The organism is Streptomyces sp. 1222.5, assembly GCF_900105245.1.
Taxonomy (GTDB): domain Bacteria; phylum Actinomycetota; class Actinomycetes; order Streptomycetales; family Streptomycetaceae; genus Streptomyces; species Streptomyces albidocamelliae.
This window is the reverse complement of record NZ_FNSZ01000001.1, coordinates 6,080,460-6,099,082: the sequence shown is the minus strand read 5'-3', so window position 1 is coordinate 6,099,082 and position 18,623 is coordinate 6,080,460. Positions and strand designations below refer to the sequence as shown.

The following is an 18,623-nucleotide window of genomic DNA, read 5'->3' as shown; positions in this document are numbered from 1 at the left end:
TTCAGCAAACTTGCGGTGACGCAGATGTTAAAGGCCCGCTGCCGGAAAGGCAGCGGGCCGGTGTGAAGTTGATGCAAGGAATTTCAGACGGCGGGTCAGCCCTGCGTCGTCCACCAGACCGTGGTGTCGGCGGGCACCTTCGCCTCGCCGCCCGTCTCCGCGATCTCGCCGCTGCTGAGCAGCACCCGGCCGTAGGCGGGGGTCCGCACCGACTCACCCGTGGTGTTCGCCACGCACACGAAGTCGCCGCGGCGGAAGGCCAGGACGCCCTCCGGCGCCCGCAGCCACTCCACCGAGTCGCCCGCGCCGAGGTCGGCCTGCGCGCGCCGGGCGCTCAGCGCGGCCCGGTACAGCTCCAGCGTGGAACCGGGTTCGCCGGTCTGCGCCGCCACGCTGAGCTCGGCCCAGCTCTCCGGCTGCGGCAGCCAGCTGCCGCCGTCGCCGAAGCCGTAGGAGGAGCCCTCGCGGGTCCACGGGATCGGGACGCGGCAGCCGTCACGGAAGCCGTCCTGGCCGGCGCCGCGGAAGTACGCCGGGTCCTGGCGCACCTCGTCGGGCAGGTCGACGACGTCCGGGAGGCCCAGTTCCTCGCCCTGGTAGACGTAGGCCGAGCCGGGCAGCGCCAGCATCAGCAGGGTGGCGGCACGCGCCCGGCGCAGGCCCAGTTCGCGGTCGCCCGCGGTGCGGATCTGGGTGCCGAGGCCGGGCGGGTTGGCGAAGCGGGTCGCGTGCCGGGTGACGTCGTGGTTGGACAGCACCCAGGTGGCGGGGGCGCCGACCGGCCGCATGGCCTCCAGCGTCCGGTCGATGACCTCGCGCAGTTCCTCGGCGTCCCACTCGGTGCCCAGGTACTGGAAGTTGAAGGCCTGGTGGAGCTCGTCGGGGCGCACGTAGTTGGCGGTGCGCTCGACGGTCGGGGTCCAGGCCTCCGCCACGAAGATGCGCTCGCCCGCGTACTCGTCGCAGATCGTGCGCCACTGGCGGTAGATGGCGTGCACGCCGTCCTGGTCGAAGAACGGCATGACATCGTTGCCCAGCAGTTTCAGCTGGTCGTGGGAGCCGAGGTCGGGCAGGCCCGGTGCCTTCACCAGTCCGTGGGCCACGTCGATGCGGAAGCCGTCCACGCCCATGTCCAGCCAGAAGCGGAGGATCGAGCGGAACTCGTCGCCGACCGCCGGGTGCTCCCAGTTGAAGTCGGGCTGCTCGGGGGCGAAGAGGTGCAGGTACCACTCACCGGGGGTGCCGTCCGGCTCGGTCACCCGCGTCCAGGCCGGCCCGCCGAAGATGGACTCCCAGTCGTTGGGCGGGAGTTCGCCGTTCTTCCCCTTGCCGGGGCGGAAGTGGTAGCGCTCGCGGAGCGGGGAGCCCGGGCCCTCGGCGAGGGCGCGCTTGAACCACTCGTGCTGGTCGGAGGAGTGGTTGGGGACCAGGTCCACGATGATGCGCAGGCCCAGGCCGTGGGCGTCGCGGATCAGCGCGTCGGCGTCGAGCAGGTTGCCGAACATGGGGTCGACGGCGCGGTAGTCGGCGACGTCGTAGCCGGCGTCGGCCTGCGGTGAGGCGTAGAAGGGGCTGAGCCACACGGCGTCGACGCCGAGGTCGCGCAGATAGGGCAGGCGGGAGCGCACGCCCTCCAGGTCGCCCATGCCGTCGCCGTTGCTGTCGGCGAAGCTGCGCGGATAGACCTGGTAGATGACCGCGTCCCGCCACCAGTCGCCGCGGGTGGCGACGGCGGCGACGGCGGAGTCGGTGGCCGGGGCTGCAGGGTTCTGCTGGCTCATGGCGTCCTTGGAAAGGTGACGGTCCCCCGTTCGAACGCAGTCGAGAGTGGGGGAGGTGTTCGGTTCGGAGGCGCGTGGGTACGGCGGCGGGGGCGGGCCGGGGGTGTCGAGGCGGCCGCGGTGCCAGCGGGGTCGGATGGGCACCGCGGCCACCTACCCGCGCGCCCGAGAGCGCGCGGGAGCCTCCGGCGGGGAGGGCGTCAGCCCTTCGTGCCGCCCGCGGTGAGGCCGGTCACGAGGTTCTTCTGCACGAGGTAGAAGAACGCGGACACGGGTATCGCGACCAGCACGGCGGTGGCCGCCATCAGGTTGCGCTGGGCGTCGTGCTCGCTGACGAAGCTCTGCAGGCCGACCGCGAAGGTGTACTTGCTGTCGTCGAGCATGAACGTCGAGGCGAAGGCGACCTCACCGAAGGCCGTGATGAAGTTGTAGAAGGCGGCGACCGCGAGGCCCGGCTTGGCGAGCGGCAGGATCAGCCGGAAGAAGGTGCCGAACGGGGTGAGGCCGTCGACCCGCCCCGCCTCGTCGATCTCGAACGGGATCGTGTCGAAGTAGCCCTTGAGCAGCCAGGCGCTGTAGGGCACGGCCGTGGAGCAGTAGACCAGGACCAGACCGAGGTAGCTGTCGATGAGCTGGAGGTCCGAGAGGATCTGGTACATCGGCACGATGAGGACGGCGATCGGGAACATCTGGGTGAGCAGCAGCACCCACATGAACTTCTTGTAGCCGGGGAACCGCATGCGGGACACCGCGTAGCCGGTGGTGGCAGCGACGAGGACGCCGATCACCGTGGTGCCCAGCGACACGATCAGCGAGCTCTTCAGCCAGTCGAAGAAGCCGGTGTGCTGCAGGACGAACGAGTAGTTGCTGAACGTCATCTTGTGCCAGATGCCGCCGGGGTGCAGGTAGTCGTCCTTGTCCGGGCCGAGGGAGAGGAAGACCAGCCAGGCGATCGGGAAGAGCGCGATCAGACTGGCGACGATCAGGATGCCGTGGGAGGCGAGGGACGCGAGCAGTCCGCGCTCGCCCCGGCGGGGCTTGCTCCGGGCCGGCACCGGGGGCTGCTCGACGGCCGTGGCGGAGGTCTCGACGGTGGTCGTGGTCATGGGAACTCCTGCCTCAGATCGCGAGCTGCTGCTCGTTGCGGTTCAGCCAGCGGCGGTAGAACGAGGTGAAGACGATCAGGATGGCCAGCAGCAGGATGCCGTAGGCGGCCGACTGCGCGAAGTCACGCGGCTGCTGTCCGAAGCCCAGGTAGTACGCCCAGGTCACGAGGATCTGCGCGTCCGGGGCGGTGTTGCCGAAGAGCAGGAAGATCACCGCGAACTGGTTGAACGTCCAGATGATGCCGAGCAGCACCACGGTGGAGCTGACCGACCTCAGGCCCGGCAGGGTGACGTACCGGAAGCGCTGCCAGGCGTTGGCGCCGTCCATCTCGGCCGCCTCGTAGAGGGAGGAGTCGATGGACTGGAGGCCGCCGAGCAGGGAGACCATCATGAACGGCACACCGCACCAGGTGTTGACCATGATGGCCGCGAACCGCTGCCAGAAGGTGTCCTCCAGCCACAGCGGGGCCGGCAGGTGCAGCGCGTCGAGGGCGGAGTTGATGACGCCCCCGTCGGCGAGCATGAAGCGCCAGCCGAAGACGGTGACGAAGGTGGGCACGGCCCACGGCAGGATCAGGATCAGCCGGTAGAGCGTGCGGCCGCGCAGCTTCTGGTTGAGCAGCAGCGCGAGGCCGAGACCGATGAAGTAGTGCAGCGCGACACAGAGGGCGGTCCAGGCGATCGTCCAGATGAAGTGCGACCAGAAGCGGTCGTACGACGTCGGGCCGAACAGGATGTCCTTGTAGTTGTCGAGCCCGATGAACTTGTAGGTGGCGTCGATGTGGTTGACGCCGATCGTGCGCGCGGTGTTGAGGCTGTTGGCGTCGGTGAGCGTCAGGTACAGGCCGTACACCAGCGGATACAGCACCAGAGCGCCGAGCACGACGGCGACCGGGGCGATCATGACGTACGCGTACCAGTGTTTCTGGTAGCCGTTCTTGAAGCGCTGCCCCAGCCCGGGCCGAGGCGCGCGGTCACCGCGGCGCTTGCCGGTCGCGCGGTCGATGGCGACTGTCATGGTTCGACACCTTCAAAGGATCAAGGATTCGGGCTGGGCACAGGGCGGTGGCCGCCGGATCCTTCCCCCCCCTTCGAGGGAGGATCCGACGGCCACCCGGGCTCACTTGCTGAAGCCGGACACCAGCTTCGAGATCGCCAGTTCGGCGTTGCTCAGGCCCTTGTCCAGCGACTCCTTGCCGCCGGCGATCTTGGGCAGCTCGGTGTCGAGCGGACCCCACAGGCTGCTGTACTCGGGCAGCGCCGGGCGGGGCTGGGCGGCGGCCAGGACGCCCTGGTAGCCGGCGATCCCGGGGTCGGCCTTGACCTGGTCGGTGTAGGCGTCGTCACGGGTGGGCAGCGTGGAGTTCTTCAGGGCGATGGTCTCCTGGGACTTCGCCGAGGTCATGAACTTCAGCAGCTTCAGCGCCGCGGCCTGGTGGGCCTTGTCGGAGCCGGCGTAGACCGAGAGGTTGTGGCCGCCGGTCGGGGCGCCCGCCTTGCCGGACGAGCCGGCCGGGACGGTGGCGATGCCGAGGTTGGACTTGTCCTTGAAGGCGCTGCCCTTGTAGAAGTTCGTGATCTCCCAGGGGCCCTGGATGATCGAGGCGACCTTGCCGTTGACGAACGCGTCCTGGATGTGGGCGTAGGCGTCGGCGGTGGTGTCCGCCTTGTGCAGGCCCTTGCCCGAGTACAGGCTCAGCCAGGTGCCGTAGGCCTTCTTGGCCTCGGCGGAGTTCACGGTGATCTTCTTGGCGGCGGCGTCGACGGTGTCGGTGCCCTCGCCGTAGAGGAAGGTCTGGGCGTAGTAGGCCTGGGTGGAGCCCCAGTAGCCGTCGACCTTGGCCTTGGTCTTGATCTTCGCGGCGTCGGCCTTCAGCTCGTCCCAGGTCTTGGGGGCCTCGGTGATGCCGGCCTTCTTGAACAGGGCCTTGTTGTACACGAGGGCGAGGGTGTCGGTGACCAGCGGCACGCCGTAGGTCTTGCCGTCGTACTGCGCCTGCTTGATCAGGCTCGGCTGGAACTTGGCCTGGTCGGCCAGGGCCTCGGTGCCGTCCAGCGGCAGGAAGTAGCCCTTCTTGGCGAAGGCGGGCGTCCAGCCGACCTCGGAGCGCAGCACGTCCGGGGCGCCCGAGGCGCCGGCGGCCGTGTCGAACTTGTTCTGCGCCTGGTCGAAGGGGACGTTGACGTACTTGACCTTGATGTTCTTGTTGGCGGCCTCGAACTGCTTGACCAGGGCCTGGTACGTCGGTGCCTCATTGGTGGCGTTGGAGGTGTCCCACCAGGTGATGGTGACCGGGCCGTCCGACTTTCCGCTGTCGCTGTCGCTCCCGCCGCACGCCGTCGCCGTGAGGGCGAGGGACGCCACCAGCGCGGAGGCCGCTATGCCACGCCGCATGAGTTCTCCTTGAGGGTTAAGCCCGTATGAGCAGGGAGCGGTCCCGTCCGCCGTCCCCGCGGTCTTGCCGACTGCGCCGTTGCGGCCGCCGGGCGAGTGGGAACGTAACAGCGTTGTAAGCGGCGCGAAAGACCTTGCAGAAAAAAAGTGCAAGGGAACACGATGGTTACGCCGCCGTGACCTGTGTGCGAGCGGCTCGTGACCCCTTTACGTCGGTGATCAGCGCGGGAGGGGCCACTTGTGCAAGACTCTGCAAGCTCTTGCTTTTTGTTGGTCCCACCGAAGGACGAGGAGCGCGATGACGCAGCAGACCACGCCGGGCCGCCCGGCCTCCCGCGCCCGGCGTCCGGCCGGTGTGCAAGGGGGCAGGCGACCGGTACAGTCCAGTGCCGTGACCACACGGCTTGCCGACATCGCAGCGCAGGCGGGGGTGAGCGAAGCGACTGTCAGCCGGGTCCTCAACGGGAAGCCGGGCGTCGCCGCCACCACCCGCCAGTCCGTGCTGGCCGCGCTGGACGTGCTCGGCTACGAGCGGCCGGTCCGGCTGCGGCAGCGCAGCGAAGGTCTGGTGGGCCTGATCACACCGGAGCTGGAGAACCCGATATTCCCGGCGCTGGCCCAGGTCATCGGCCAGGCGCTGACCCGTCAGGGGTACACGCCGGTGCTCGCCACGCAGACCCCGGGCGGGTCGACCGAGGACGAGCTGACCGAGATGCTGGTGGACCGCGGGGTCGCGGGGATCATCTACGTCTCCGGGCTGCACGCGGACACCACGGCCGACATGCAGCGCTACGACCGGCTGCGGGCGCAGGGCGTGCCGTACGTGCTGGTGGACGGGTTCTCGCCGAAGGTGGAGGCGCCGTTCATCTCCCCCGACGACCGGGCGGCGATGACGCTGGCGGTGACGCACCTGGTGTCGCTGGGCCACACCCGGATCGGGCTGGCGCTCGGACCGAAGCGGTTCGTGCCGGTGCAGCGCAAGATCGAGGGGTTCGTCCGCGCGGTGCAGGAGCAGCTGGGCATGCCCGCGGAGCGGGTGGAGACCGAGCTGGTCCAGCACTCCCTGTACACGCTGGAGGGCGGTCAGGCGGCCGCGACGGCGCTGATCGACCGCGACTGCACGGCGGTGGTCTGCGCCAGCGACATGATGGCCCTCGGCGCGATACGGGCGGCCCGGCAGCGGGGTCTGGAGGTGCCGCGGGACGTGTCGGTGGTCGGGTTCGACGACTCGCCGCTGATCGCGTTCACCGACCCGCCGCTGACCACGGTCCGCAAGCCGGTCCCGGCGATGGGGCAGGCCGCGGTGCGCACGCTGCTGGAGGAGATCGGCGGTACGCCGGCGCCGCACAGCGAGTTCGTGTTCATGCCGGAGCTGGTGGTACGCGGCTCGACCGCCTCGGCGCCGCACGCCCTGCGCGCCTCGTAGCCCGCGGCACGTCCCGCGGGCCGGCCGTCGGCCGCGCGTCCCGGGTACCGCACGTCCCCGGTGCCGCGCAGAAGGTGCGTCGGGGACCCGGCCTTGGGATGATCGGGCGAGGAAGCCTTGTCTGGCAGACTTGATGCCTATGAGTGACTCGACCGTGACAGATTCGGAAGGTCGCGAGGACGTGACCGTTCCGCGGGCCGTCACGGGCGAGGGGGGACGGGGTCTGCTGGGCCGGCTGCGTCATCCGCGCCGGCCCCGGTTGTGGTTCGAGATCCTTCTGATCGCGCTGAGTTACTGGGTCTACTCACTGATCCGCAACGCCGTCCCGGAGCAGCGGGCCGCCGCGCTGCGGAACGCGGACTGGATCTGGCGGACCGAGCACCAACTGGGCATCGCCGTCGAACGGGCGGTCAACCACGCCGTGAACTCGGTGTCTTGGCTGATCGTCGGCATGAACTACTACTACGCCACGCTGCACTTCGTCATCACGCTGGGCGTGCTGGTGTGGCTGTACCGGTGGCATCCCGGCCGGTACGCGGCCACCAGGCTGGCGCTCTTCGCAACGACGGGCGTGGCCCTCGTCGGTTACTACCTGTTCCCGCTCGCGCCGCCCCGGCTGATGCGGGACGGGCGCTTCGTGGACACGGTCATGGTGCACCACACCTGGGGCTCGATGGCCTCCGGCGACCTCAAGCACATGTCCAACCAGTACGCGGCGATGCCGTCGATGCACATCGGCTGGTCGCTGTGGTGCGGTCTGACGGTCTTCGCGCTGGCGTCGGTGCCGTGGGCGCGGGTGCTCGGCCTGCTGTACCCGGCGACCACCCTGCTGGTGATCGTCGCCACGGCCAACCACTTCTGGCTGGACGCGGTGGGCGGCATGCTCTGCCTGGCCTTCGGCGCCGCGGTGGCCCGGCTCTGGTACGGCGCCCTGCCCCACACGCTGCCGAGGCGGGTGCCGGTCCGGGCGCCCGAGCCGGCTCAGGCCCCGTCGCCGTAGAACAGCTCCTCCACCACCGTGCGCGCCCTGCGGGTGGTGCGGCGGTACGCGTCGAGCATGTCCCCCGCGTGTCCGGCGCCGTACCCGAGGTAGCGGCCCACGGCGGCCAGCTCGCGGGGCTCGGTGGGGAAGGTGTCCCCGGCCCGGCCGCGGACCAGCATGACCGCGTTGCGCACCCGGGTGGCCAGCACCCACGCCTCGTCCAGGATCTCCGTGTCCTCGGCGGACAGCAGACCGGCCGCGCGGACCGCGGACAGGGCCTGGCGGGTGCGGGTGGTGCGCAGCCCGGGCACCTGGTGGCCGTGCCGGAGCTGGAACAGCTGGACGGTCCACTCGACGTCGGACAGGCCGCCGGGGCCGAGCTTGGTGTGCAGCTTGGGGTCGGCGCCGCGCGGCAGCCGCTCGGCCTCCATGCGGGCCTTCAGCCGGCGGATCTCGCGTACGGCGTCCTCGGCGAGCCCCTGCGGCGGGTAGCGCAGCGGGTCGATCAGCTCGGTGAAGCGGCGGCCGAGGTCCGCGTCCCCGGCGACCGGCTCGGCCCGCAGCAGCGCCTGCGACTCCCAGACCAGGGACCAGCGGCGGTAGTACGCCCCGTACGACTTCAGGGTGCGCACCAGCGGGCCCGACTTGCCCTCGGGTCGCAGGTCGGCGTCGATCAACAGGGGCGGATCGGCACTGGGCAGCTGGAGCAGCCGGCGCATCTCGGCGACGACCTTGTTGGCGGCCGCGGCCGCCTCGTGCTCGTCCACGCCGTCCTGCGGTTCGTGCACGAAGAGCACGTCCGCGTCGGAGCCGTAGCCCAGCTCGTGCCCGCCGAAGCGGCCCATGCCGATGATCGCGAACCGGGTGGGCAGGGTGTCGCCCCAGCCGCCGCGCACGACCGCGCGCAGGGTGCCGGCGAGGGTGGCCGCGGTGAGGTCGGAGACGGCCGCGCCGACCCGGTCCACCAGGGCGCCCTGGTCGGCCTCGGCGGGGAAGGTCTCGGTGCCGTAGGAGCCGACGATGTCGGTGGCGGTGATGCGGAACAGCTCGCGGCGGCGGACGCCGCGCGCCGCGGTGACGCCCTGCTCGGCGTTCTCCGCGCGGCCCACGGCGGCGAGGATCTCCTGCTCCAGCTGGGCGCGGTCGCGGGGCTCCAGGCCGCCGCCGTCCCCCTGGCCGAGCAGGGCCACCGCCTCCGGGGCGCGCATCAGCAGGTCGGGGGCGAGGCGGCCCGCCGACAGGACGCGGGCCAGGTTCTCGGCGGCGGCGCCCTCGTCCCTGAGCAGCCGCAGGTACCAGGGGGTCTTCCCGAGGGCGTCGGAGACCTTGCGGAAGTTCAGCAGGCCCGCGTCGGGGTCCGCCGAGTCGGCGAACCAGCCCAGCAGGACCGGCAGGAGGGTGCGCTGGATCGCCGCCTTACGGGTCACGCCGGACGCCAGCGCCTCCAGGTGACGCAGGGCGGCGGCCGGGTCGGCGTAGCCGAGGGCGACCAGGCGTTCGCGGGCCGCCTCGGGGCTCAGGCGGGCCTCGCCGGGGGCGAGTTGGGCCACCGCGTCGAGCAGCGGGCGGTAGAAGAGCTTCTCGTGCAGCCGTCGTACGACGCCGGTGTGCCGCTTCCATTCGCGGTTCAGGTCGGCCACCGGGTCGGCGCGCAGCCCCATGGAGCGGCCCAGGCGGCGCACGTCCTCCTCCGCCTCGGGGACGAGGTGGGTACGGCGCAGGCGGTACAGCTGGATGCGGTGCTCCATGGAGCGCAGGAAGCGGTACGCCTCGCCCAGGCGGGCGGCGTCCTCGCGGCCGACGTAGCCGCCGGCGGCCAGGGCCTGGAGGGCGTCGAGGGTGGTGCCGCTGCGCAGGGACGGGTCGGTGCGGCCGTGCACCAACTGAAGGAGCTGGACCGCGAACTCGACGTCGCGCAGGCCGCCGGGGCCGAGTTTGAGCTCGCGTTCGATCTCGGCGACGGGAATGTTCTCGACCACCCGGCGGCGCATCTTCTGCACGTCCGCGACGAAGTTGTCGCGTTCGGCGGCCTTCCAGACGAGGGGTTCCAGCGCGTCGATGTAGGCCCGGCCGAGGTCCTGGTCGCCGGCCACCGGGCGGGCCTTCAGCAGGGCCTGGAACTCCCAGGTCTTGGCCCAGCGCTGGTAGTAGGCGACGTGGCTGCTGAGGGTGCGGACGAGGGGGCCGTTGCGGCCCTCGGGACGGAGGTTGGCGTCCACGGGCCAGATGGAGCCCTCGACGGTCGTCTCCGAGCAGATCCGCATGAGGTGGGAGGCGAGTTTCGTGGCGGACCTGAGGGCCTTGGCCTCGCTGGTGCCGTCGGTCGCCTCGGCCACGAAGATGACGTCCACGTCGGAGACGTAGTTCAGTTCGTGACCGCCGCACTTGCCCATCGCGATCACGGCGAGGCGGCAGGCCGCCGCGTCCTCGGGGGCGGCGGCCTGCGCCATCGCCAGCGCGGCGCGCAGGGTGGCGGTGGCCAGGTCCGCCAGTTCGGCCGCGGTCTGGGCGACGTCCGTGGTACCGCAGACGTCCCGGGCGGCGATGGAGAGCAGGCAGCGGCGGTAGGCGACGCGCAGGGAGACCGGCTCGGTCGCGTCGGCCAGACCGCGTTCGAACTCCGCCACGCCCGGGTGGAGGTCGCGGGGCTCGTAGGTGACGAGGGCCTGCCAGTCGCTGGGGTGGCGGGCGAGGTGGTCGGCGAGGGCGGCGGAGGCACCGAGAACGCCGAGGAGGCGGTCGCGCAGCGGCTTGGCCGCGATCAGGGTGTCCGTCAGCTCGCGCGGGGCGGCGGAGCCGTTCTGCGCCTCCAGGAGGCGGACCAGACCGTGCAGGGCGAGGTCGGGGTCGGCGGTGGCGCCGAGGGCCTCCAGCAGGACCGGGTCGTTGCGCACGGGGTCCAGCTCGGGGCCGTCCAGCAGGCGCTCGGCGGCGGAGGGGTCGGTGAAGCCGTGCCGGAGCAGACGGGTGAACGTGCTGCTTCTGCGCCCCGGCGTCATCCTCGGCCTCCCCTTGTCTCGGATCAAGGTCGTCCTGGCCAGAGCCTAACCGCACCACGAGGCCCGGGCTCCGGGGCGGGCCCGGGACCGGGGCGGGATTCGGGGCAGGGCTCCTTGGGCCTGGGCGCGGGTACGGGGGTTGCCGCCGCGGCTCCGTGCGTGCGGGACGACCCGGGTCCGACGTCGGAATTCGGCACCGCCGACGTCGTACACGGTGCGGGGCCCGGTGCCGATGGCGCGGCGCGGGGATGGTCCAGCTGCGCTCGGCCTGGCGTGAGCGCGCACCGCACTCCGCCGCGGACCCGGGCGCGGCGCGGAACCCGTGATCCCGTCGGTGTTCCGCACGCGCTGTCGGGGACCGGGGCCGATCGCCGGGGCGATGCCTGCGACTCGGCGACGGCGTGAGAGGCCGTGCGGGTGACGTGGGGCAGGCGGGCGTCCGGGGCCGCGCGGGCGACGGAGCGCGGGCAGGTGATCGGTGGACGGGCCGGTGTGCATCCGCCCGGCGCTGCCGACAGCTCCCTCGATCCGCCCCCGGCGGAGTTCGGTGGCGCCCCAGAGGGATTTCCGCTTCGGTGAGGGCGAGCCGTTCAGCCGTGACGAGGAGGAGTCGTTCCCTGCAGATGTCCCTCGAAGTGGTCATGCTGCCCGTGTCCGACGTGGACCGGGCCATGGAGTTCTACCGCGACAAGGGCGGCTTCCACGTCGACCTGGACGGGGAGGTGATGGAGGGCGTGCGGATCGTGCAGCTCACGCCGCCGGGGTCCGGGTGTTCCATCGCGCTGGTGGACGGGCTGCAGGTGCCCACCGGGACACCGCGGCCGGGGACGTACCACGGTCTGCAGCTGTGCCTGACGGATGCCGGGGCCGCCTACGAGGAACTGACCGCGCGGGGCCTCGAGGTCAGCGAGCCGGTGCAGTTCGCGCCGCAGGACGGGGCCACCTTCATGTACTTCAAGGACCCCGACGGCAACGGGTGGGCCGTCCAGGAGTACAAGCGGCGGCTCACCGAGCCGCTGCACCAGGTGCTCGCCCCACCGGCGGCGCCTCAGGACTAGCCGCCTGCCGCGGCAGCCGGGCGGTCAGCAGATCGAGCATGCTCCGGGCCGCCCGGACCGCCGCGTCCGCGCAGCAGTTGTTGAAGAGGAGATGGACCTCCTCGGCGCGTGCGGCGAGGGCGCGGACGCGGGGCAGCCACTCGGCGAGTTCCGCCTCCGTGTAGTCGTGGCGGAAACGGTCCTCCTTGCCGCCCGTGCCCCAGTGGGCGCTGCGGCCGTGGAAACGGACGACGGCGAGGCGCGGGGTGGTCACGGAGGTGTCCGGGGGCAGCGAACCGGGCAGGTCCTGGCGGGTGTCCACGCCGACGGCGGTGGCGCCCAGGTCCCTGAGGAAGGCGGTCGTACGGGCGGACCGCCACCAGGCGCGGTCGCGGAACTCCACGGCGAACGGCCAGTCGCGGGCGCGTTCCCGGGCCGCGCGGACGAACGCCTCGGAGTCGGGGCCGGGGGCCAGGGAGGGCGGGTACTGGAACAGGAGCGTGCCCAGCCGCCCGGCGCGGCGCAGGGGGTCCACCGCCTCGGCGTACCGCGTCCAAATCTCCGTGAGCAGGCCCTCGTCGCGCGGGTGTCCGCGCAGATCCGCGGGGAGGGCGGCGGGGCGGGTGGGGTGGCCGGTGAGGAGGGAGAACGCCTTGACGTCGAAGCGGAACCCGGCGGGGGTGCGGTCCGCCCACAGCCGGGTGGTGCGCGGACTCGGCAGGGCGTAGTACGGGGAGTCGGCCTCGGCCACGGGGAAGCGGCTCGCGTAGTGCCGCAGGCGTCCCTCGGCGTCGCGGTGGCCGCGTGGGTACCAGCCGCTCCGCACCAGCGCCGGGTCGGTCCAGCCGCAAGTGCCCACCAGAATGCGCGTCATGGCGGCGCGGGTACCCGCCGTTCATCCGGTCTTCACTCGCGAGGTTGGCTTCCGTGGGCCACGGGAATGTTGGCGTGTGCATGCTCTGTCCGCACCGCCAGCCCCGTATCCCCCCACCCCGGAGGTTGATGTGTCCGGCAGTTCCGTGTACCGCCGTGCCCGCACCGTCGTGGCGTCCGCGGCGGCCCTCGCCGCGGCCGCGGCGGGTCTGTGGACCGGTCTCGGCAGCGGGTCCGCGCACGCCGCGACCACCGTTCCCAGCCCGGACCACGTGGTCGTCGTCGTCTTCGAGAACCACGCGTACAGCCAGGTCATCGGTTCCTCCAGCGCGCCCTACATCAACTCGTTGAAGTCGGGCGGCGCCAACCTGTCCCAGGCGTACGCCGAGACCCACCCGAGCCAGCCCAACTACTTCGCCCTGTTCTCCGGTTCGACGCAGGGCATCACGGACGACAGCTGCTACACCCCGGGCTTCTCGTCCGCGCCGAACCTGGCCTCCGAACTGATCGCCGCCGGCCGCAGCTGGGCCAGCTACAACGAGACGCTGCCCAGCCAGGGTTCGACCACCTGCAGCAGCGGCAAGTACGCCCGCAAGCACAACCCCTGGTTCGGGTTCGGCAACGTACCGACGTCCAGCGCCAAGACGTTCGCCCAGTTCCCGACGGACTACTCGACGCTGCCCCAGGTGTCGTTCGTCGTCCCCAACCTGTGCAGCGACATGCACGACTGCTCGGTGTCCTCCGGTGACACCTGGCTGAAGAACAACCTGGGCGCGTACGCGACTTGGGCCAAGACCCACAACAGCCTGCTCGTCGTCACCTTCGACGAGGACAACCGGCTCAGCGGCAACCGCATCCCGACGGTCCTGTACGGCCAGCCGGTCACCGCGGGCTCGTCCAGTTCCACCACCTACAACCACTACGACCTGCTGCGCACGCTGGAGGACACCCAGGGCCTGAGTACGCACGCGGGCAACGCGGCCTCCGCCAAGGACATCACCGGTATCTGGGCGCCCTGACGTGTACGTAGCGGACAGCCGCGCCGTCGCGTCCGCTGACGGCGCCGTCCGGCCTCCGGCCGGGCGGCGCCGTGCCGCGGTCGCGCCCACCGTCCTCGCCCTCGGAACGGTCAGCCTGGTCACCGACGTGTCCTCCGAGATGGTCACGGCGGTCATGCCGCTGTACCTCGTGACCGGCCTCGGCCTGTCCCCGCTGGGCTTCGGGCTGCTGGACGGCATCTACAACGGCTTCTCGGCACTGGTCCGGCTCGTCGGCGGGCACCTCGCCGACCGGGGGGGCGGCCGGCACAAGTGGGTCGCCGGGCTCGGGTACGCCCTGTCCGCGGCCTGCAAGCCCCTGCTGCTGGTGGCGCACTCACTGACCCCCATCGGGCTGGTCCTCGCCGCCGACCGCACCGGAAAGGGGCTGCGGACGGCTCCCCGGGACGCGCTGATCTCGCTAGCGAGCACGACGGAGTCCCGCGGCCGGGCCTTCGGCGTGCACCGGGCGATGGACACCGCGGGCGCCCTGCTCGGCCCGCTGGCGGCGTTCCTCGTCCTGCGGGCCACCGTGGACGGGTACGACGCGGTGTTCACCGTCAGCTTCTGCGTGGCCGTCCTGGGCGTCCTGGTCCTGGTCCTCTTCGTGCCGGGCGCCAGGCGCGGCGGCGGACCACGAGGCCCGGCCACCACGAGCGCGGCTCCCGCCGAACGCCCGACCCTGCGCGCCGCCGTACGGCTGCTGCGCCGCCGGGACCTGCGCCGGATCACCGTGTGCGCGCTGCTGCTGGGCCTCGCCACGGTCAGCGATTCCTTCGTCTACCTGCTGCTCCAGCGCCGCCTCGGCGTGCCCGACCGCTGGTTCGCGCTGCTGCCGCTCGGCACGGCGGCCGCCTTCCTGCTGCTGGCGGTGCCGCTCGGCCGGCTCGCGGACCGGGTGGGCCGGTGGACGGTCTTCCTTGCCGGGCACGGGGCCCTGCTCCTCGCCTACGGCCTGCTGCTCACGTCCTGGCACGGCACGGCCCTGCCGTACGCCGTCCTCGCCCTGCACGGCGGCTTCTACGCGGCCACCGACGGGGTGCTGATGGCGGCGGCCTCCGACGGGGTCCCCGAAGCGCTGCGCTCCTCCGGACTGGCCGTGGTGCAGACCGGGCAGGCACTCGCGCGGTTCGCCTGCTCGCTGCTGTTCGGCGCGGCCTGGACGGCGTGGGGCGACCGCACCGCACTGGCCGGCGCGGCCGTGGCGCTCGCCGCGTGTGCCGCGTTCTCCCTCACCCTGCGCCCGAAGGAGCCGGTGACCGCATGACCGTACGCAACCGCGTCCTGATCCTGGCGGCGGCGGTCGCCGTGCTCGCGGCCGTCGGGCTGGCGTCCGTGCTGCACGCCTCCGCCCGCGCCGACCGCCGCGACCGCACCCAGGCGGGTGGCCCGCGGGTCACACCCGGCACGGTGGCGCTGACCGGCCACGGCCGCATGGTGTTCCGGAACATGGCGTGGGGACCGCACCGGGACGAGCTGACGAGCGTCCCGGCCGGCGAGCCCGCGGCGCCACGCACCGCCTCGGGCGTCAAGTGCCTGCGCTTCTACGCCGCCTCGGGCACCGGCGTGTGTCTCCAGGCGGTGCACGGGCCGGTGTCCGACACCTACCGCGCCCTGATCCTCGACGCGCGCCTGCGCACCGTGGACCACTACGACGTCCCCGGCATCCCCTCCCGCGCCCGGGTCTCCGCCACCGGCCGCTTCGCCGCCTGGACGGCCTTCGTCGGCGGCGACTCGTACGCCGGCACGAACTTCTCCACGCGCACGGCGATCGCGGACACCCGCACCGGCGTCCTGGTCCCGTCGCTGGAGGACTTCCGGATCGTCAAGGACGGACGGCCCTACCGGGCGGCGGACGTCAACTTCTGGGGCGTGACGTTCGCGGCGGACGACCGCACGTTCTACGCGACGCTGGCCACCGGGGGGCGCACCTACCTGGTCCGCGGCGATCTGCGCCACCGTACGGTCACCACGCTGCACCCGAACGTGGAGTGCCCGTCCCTGTCCCCCGACGGCACGCGGGTCGCCTACAAGAAGCGGGTGGCGGGGCTGCCGACGGACGCCCCGTGGCGTCTGTACGTCCTCGACCTGCGCACGATGCGGGAGACTCCCCTGGCCGAACCGAGGAGCGTGGACGACCAGGCGGTCTGGCGGGACACCCGCACGATCGTGTACGCGCTGCCCGGGGACTACGGCGCGGATCTCTACGAGGTCCCGGCGGACGGCTCGGGCAGGGCCCGGCGGATCAGCACGGCGGCGGTGTCACCGGCGTACCTGCGCTAGCTGCAGGGCCGTGGGTGGGCGAGGGAGCAGGGGAAATCACCCGGGGGGTGTGAGGCGGGCGGTCCCGCACCGGCGCACTGTGGGCTCGGACAACGGCCTGATGCGCGAAGAAGGGACCACGTAGATGAACCTCGCCTACGACTACCCGCTGCTGGCCGCCCTCGGGACCATGCTGTGGTTCTTCCTGTGGATCATGTGGTTCTTCCTGCTGTTCAAGGTCGTCCTCGACATCTTCCGGGACGACTCCATGAGCGGCTGGGGCAAGGCCGGCTGGTGCCTGTTCGTGATCGTGCTGCCGTTCCTCGGGGTCCTCGTGTACCTGCTCGCCCGCGGCAAGGACATGGGCCGCCGGGAGCAGGAGCAGGCGATCCGGCAGCGCAAGGCGTTCGACTCCTACGTCAGGGAGGCGGCGAGCGGTGCCCGGCCCAGCAGTTCCGACGAACTCGCCAAGCTCTCCGAGCTGCGCAACCGCGGCGACATCACCCAGGAGGAGTTCCAGAGGGCGAAGGCACTGGTGCTGAGCGGCGACGACGGCACGGACCGCACCGGCTCGGCCACGACGTCCGTCCCGCACTGATCACCGGACGACAGCAAGCGAGGCAAAGACATGACCACGACACACACCACAGAGGCCAGGAAGCAGCACTGGGCCAGCGGTCTGATGCTCTTCGGCGCCGTCATGCTGATGGTCGCCGGGGTGATCGACATCTTCCGCGGCATCATGGGCATAGCCGAGGACGACGTGTTCATCGCGGCGAACGGCTACGTCTTCCGCTTCGACCTGACCGGCTGGGGCTGGGTCACCCTCATCCTGGGCGCCGTCGCCGTGGTGGTGAGCATGGGGCTGTTCCAGACGGCGAAGTGGGCGCGGATCTCCGGCATCGTCATCGCCGGCCTGATCATCATCGCCAACTTCCTCTCCCTGCCGTACTCCCCCATCTGGTCCACCCTGATGATCGCCTTCGCGGGAGTCGTCATCTGGGCCCTGTGCGTGGTCCAGCCGGCGACCACGACCCCGCCGCGGGAAGCTCCCCGCACCCCCTGACGAAAGGGCACGGGCGCACCCCTGGGGCCGACGGTTCGTGACCGCCGGCCCCGCGAGCGCAGCGCCGACCGGTGATCGAGCGGCACCGGCCCATGTACAAGGCCGCTCCGCCGAGGGTCACCACCAGAAAGCCCAGGGAGACCAGGAACCCCGCGGTCACGGCCTGTGTGTCGACGAGGGCCGGTCCGGCATCCGCTCGCACGTGTGTCGCAGTGGCCGTTCCGGCGACCGCGAGGCCCACCACGGCGGAGAGTTGCTGCGTCACGGCGAGCAGCCCGGACGCGTCGGGTCTCCGAAGCGCAGGCACCCCGTTCATGGCGTCGGCCTTCACCGACGCCTGCGTGCCGGCCCCCAGCCCGCAGAGCACCATGCCCGGCAGGTGCCAGAAGTAGGACGTACAGGACAGTGCCGCGATCCACATCCCCACCCCCGCGATCGCGCAGACCAGTCCGCACAGCACGGGGACCCTGGCATTACCTGTGCGGTCGAACAGGTAACCGGCCGCCTGGGTCCCCAGGATGACGCCGACGAGGAGGGGCATCTGTGCGATTCCGGCCCGCAGGGGAGAGAAACGCAGCACCTCTTGAATGTAGAGCGCGCTGTTGACGAACACGGCGAAAAGACCGAGTTGCAGGCCGCAATTGACCAGCACGTCCGCGCCGAACCGTCGCCCGGCGAGAAGTCGCAGGTCGACCTGGGGGTGGCGGGACCGCAGAGTGGCGCGGCAGAAGACGCAGGTGATCAGCAGGCCGGCACACAGCGACGCACAGAATCGCCATGACGCCACGCCCCATTCCGCACTCTGCTGAAGAGCCAGTACGACAAGGCAGATACCCGGCACCAGGAGGAACAGCTGGGTGAAGTGCGGCCGGTCCCCGGTCGGCCGTGGACCGGGAGTACCACGCAAAGTGAGGATGAACGCGAGGACACCGAGCGGGATGTTGAGCCAGAATACGTAACGCCATCCGAGCGCCCCTGTGACGGCTCCACCCACCACAGGCCCCAGGGCTCCGCCGAACTGGGACACACCGCAGAACAAGGCGACCACCCGGCCCTGACTCGCCTTTTCGAAGGCGCCCGTCACCATCGGGATGGCGACGGGCCACATCAGGGCCGCGCCGGCCCCCTGCAGAGCCCTGAAGCCGACCAGGGCCGCAAACGCGGTACCTGCGGTCGGCACCATCGCACATGCGACCGACGCGAGTGTGAACACCAGCACCCCGCAGCGAAAGGTCCGCATGAGCCCGATCGTGCTCCCGAGGCGCCCTCCGAGGAGGACGAGTGCAGCCGTGGTCAGCACGTAGACACTGATGATCCAGTGAGCCGCCACCAGCCCGAATCCCAAGTCGTGGGCCATGGACGGGAGAGCGATGACGACCACGGTCCGGTCGAGCGACGTCATCGTGGAGGCGAGAGCGATCGCTTGCAGTTCCCTGAAGGACAGAGGGCTGACCGTCTCCTCACCCGCGGAAGGCACGACGAGGCACTTCGCACGCGGTCATCGCACCAGCTCCCGGGTCCAGCGGGCGGCGACGCCGTCCTCGTGCCGCCCGACCGACGGCATCCACGCGATCGACGGGCCTCCCCATACCGCACCTCCGGTTCTTCCGCTCCTTCTGCCTTCCTGCCGAACGTATCGATGCCGAACATCGATCTGAC

15 protein-coding genes are annotated in these 18,623 nt (G+C 71.4%); 8 read left to right on the top strand and 7 right to left on the bottom strand.

What is annotated here, in order from left to right; translation table 11 throughout:
- Positions 1-95 precede the first annotated feature (95 nt).
- The 4 genes from BLW57_RS27535 to BLW57_RS27520 form a co-directional block, all read right to left on the bottom strand.
- Positions 96-1,781, bottom strand: coding sequence for a glycoside hydrolase family 13 protein (locus tag BLW57_RS27535; RefSeq protein ID WP_093478161.1), 1,686 nt, complete (start codon positions 1,779-1,781; stop codon positions 96-98).
- A 200-nt stretch (positions 1,782-1,981) separates the two neighbouring features.
- Positions 1,982-2,887, bottom strand: coding sequence for a sugar ABC transporter permease (locus BLW57_RS27530; protein ID WP_093478160.1), 906 nt, complete (start codon positions 2,885-2,887; stop codon positions 1,982-1,984).
- A 13-nt stretch (positions 2,888-2,900) separates the two neighbouring features.
- Positions 2,901-3,905, bottom strand: coding sequence for a carbohydrate ABC transporter permease (locus BLW57_RS27525; RefSeq protein ID WP_093478158.1), 1,005 nt, complete (start codon positions 3,903-3,905; stop codon positions 2,901-2,903).
- 102 nt (positions 3,906-4,007) lie between these two features.
- Complete coding sequence (locus BLW57_RS27520; RefSeq protein ID WP_093478157.1) at positions 4,008-5,282, bottom strand: extracellular solute-binding protein; 1,275 nt, start codon at positions 5,280-5,282, stop codon at positions 4,008-4,010.
- 391 nt (positions 5,283-5,673) lie between these two features.
- On the opposite strand from BLW57_RS27520, the gene BLW57_RS27515 reads away from it, so the two are divergent.
- Together BLW57_RS27515 and BLW57_RS27510 are read left to right on the top strand one after the other, a co-directional pair.
- The gene (locus tag BLW57_RS27515; RefSeq protein ID WP_073894112.1) at positions 5,674-6,708 is read left to right on the top strand and encodes a LacI family DNA-binding transcriptional regulator; all 1,035 of its coding nucleotides are present in this window, start codon (positions 5,674-5,676) and stop codon (positions 6,706-6,708) included.
- A 139-nt stretch (positions 6,709-6,847) separates the two neighbouring features.
- On the top strand, positions 6,848-7,708 hold the full coding sequence (locus BLW57_RS27510) for a phosphatase PAP2 family protein (protein WP_176985745.1): 861 nt from the start codon (positions 6,848-6,850) through the stop codon (positions 7,706-7,708).
- Here the strand turns inward: BLW57_RS27510 and BLW57_RS27505 are convergent.
- Positions 7,690-10,689 (bottom strand): bifunctional [glutamine synthetase] adenylyltransferase/[glutamine synthetase]-adenylyl-L-tyrosine phosphorylase, encoded by a 3,000-nt coding sequence (locus BLW57_RS27505; RefSeq protein WP_093478154.1) that lies wholly within the window; start codon positions 10,687-10,689, stop codon positions 7,690-7,692. The genes BLW57_RS27510 and BLW57_RS27505 overlap by 19 nt on opposite strands.
- A gap of 617 nt (positions 10,690-11,306) precedes the next feature.
- On the opposite strand from BLW57_RS27505, the gene BLW57_RS27500 reads away from it, so the two are divergent.
- The gene (locus BLW57_RS27500) at positions 11,307-11,747 is read left to right on the top strand and encodes a VOC family protein (RefSeq protein ID WP_093480916.1); all 441 of its coding nucleotides are present in this window, start codon (positions 11,307-11,309) and stop codon (positions 11,745-11,747) included.
- Here the strand turns inward: BLW57_RS27500 and BLW57_RS27495 are convergent.
- Complete coding sequence (locus BLW57_RS27495; protein ID WP_093478152.1) at positions 11,695-12,600, bottom strand: DUF72 domain-containing protein; 906 nt, start codon at positions 12,598-12,600, stop codon at positions 11,695-11,697. The two genes, BLW57_RS27500 and BLW57_RS27495, sit on opposite strands and share 53 nt — an antisense overlap.
- Positions 12,601-12,730: 130 nt before the next feature.
- Between BLW57_RS27495 and BLW57_RS27490 the strand changes: the two genes are divergently transcribed.
- The 5 genes from BLW57_RS27490 to BLW57_RS27470 all read left to right on the top strand — a co-directional run bounded on the left by BLW57_RS27490 (position 12,731) and on the right by BLW57_RS27470 (position 16,964).
- Entirely contained in the window at positions 12,731-13,618 is an 888-nt protein-coding gene (locus BLW57_RS27490; protein ID WP_093478151.1) for an alkaline phosphatase family protein, read from the top strand.
- A 1-nt stretch (position 13,619) separates the two neighbouring features.
- On the top strand, positions 13,620-14,903 hold the full coding sequence (locus tag BLW57_RS27485) for an MFS transporter (RefSeq protein ID WP_093478149.1): 1,284 nt from the start codon (positions 13,620-13,622) through the stop codon (positions 14,901-14,903).
- Entirely contained in the window at positions 14,900-15,919 is a 1,020-nt protein-coding gene (locus tag BLW57_RS27480) for a TolB family protein (protein ID WP_093478148.1), read from the top strand. The genes BLW57_RS27485 and BLW57_RS27480 overlap by 4 nt, the downstream gene beginning before the upstream one ends.
- A gap of 124 nt (positions 15,920-16,043) precedes the next feature.
- Entirely contained in the window at positions 16,044-16,496 is a 453-nt protein-coding gene (locus BLW57_RS27475; RefSeq protein ID WP_093478146.1) for an SHOCT domain-containing protein, read from the top strand.
- 30 nt (positions 16,497-16,526) lie between these two features.
- Positions 16,527-16,964, top strand: coding sequence for a DUF7144 family membrane protein (locus BLW57_RS27470; protein ID WP_093478145.1), 438 nt, complete (start codon positions 16,527-16,529; stop codon positions 16,962-16,964).
- Here the strand turns inward: BLW57_RS27470 and BLW57_RS27465 are convergent.
- On the bottom strand, positions 16,894-18,441 hold the full coding sequence (locus BLW57_RS27465) for an MFS transporter (RefSeq protein ID WP_093478143.1): 1,548 nt from the start codon (positions 18,439-18,441) through the stop codon (positions 16,894-16,896). The genes BLW57_RS27470 and BLW57_RS27465 overlap by 71 nt on opposite strands.
- Positions 18,442-18,623: the final 182 nt, after the last annotated feature.

Bases quoted from the DNA above. Each gene is read 5' to 3' on its own strand.
- BLW57_RS27520 (WP_093478157.1), bottom strand. From the start codon at position 5,282: ATGCGGCGTGGCATAGCGGCCTCCGCGCTGGTGGCGTCCCTCGCCCTC.
- BLW57_RS27510 (WP_176985745.1), top strand. From the start codon at position 6,848: ATGAGTGACTCGACCGTGACAGATTCGGAAGGTCGCGAGGACGTGACC.
- BLW57_RS27470 (WP_093478145.1), top strand. From the start codon at position 16,527: ATGACCACGACACACACCACAGAGGCCAGGAAGCAGCACTGGGCCAGC.
- BLW57_RS27475 (WP_093478146.1), top strand. From the start codon at position 16,044: ATGAACCTCGCCTACGACTACCCGCTGCTGGCCGCCCTCGGGACCATG.
- BLW57_RS27535 (WP_093478161.1), bottom strand. From the start codon at position 1,781: ATGAGCCAGCAGAACCCTGCAGCCCCGGCCACCGACTCCGCCGTCGCC.
- BLW57_RS27530 (WP_093478160.1), bottom strand. From the start codon at position 2,887: ATGACCACGACCACCGTCGAGACCTCCGCCACGGCCGTCGAGCAGCCC.
- BLW57_RS27525 (WP_093478158.1), bottom strand. From the start codon at position 3,905: ATGACAGTCGCCATCGACCGCGCGACCGGCAAGCGCCGCGGTGACCGC.
- BLW57_RS27480 (WP_093478148.1), top strand. From the start codon at position 14,900: ATGACCGTACGCAACCGCGTCCTGATCCTGGCGGCGGCGGTCGCCGTG.
- BLW57_RS27505 (WP_093478154.1), bottom strand. From the start codon at position 10,689: ATGACGCCGGGGCGCAGAAGCAGCACGTTCACCCGTCTGCTCCGGCAC.
- BLW57_RS27495 (WP_093478152.1), bottom strand. From the start codon at position 12,600: ATGACGCGCATTCTGGTGGGCACTTGCGGCTGGACCGACCCGGCGCTG.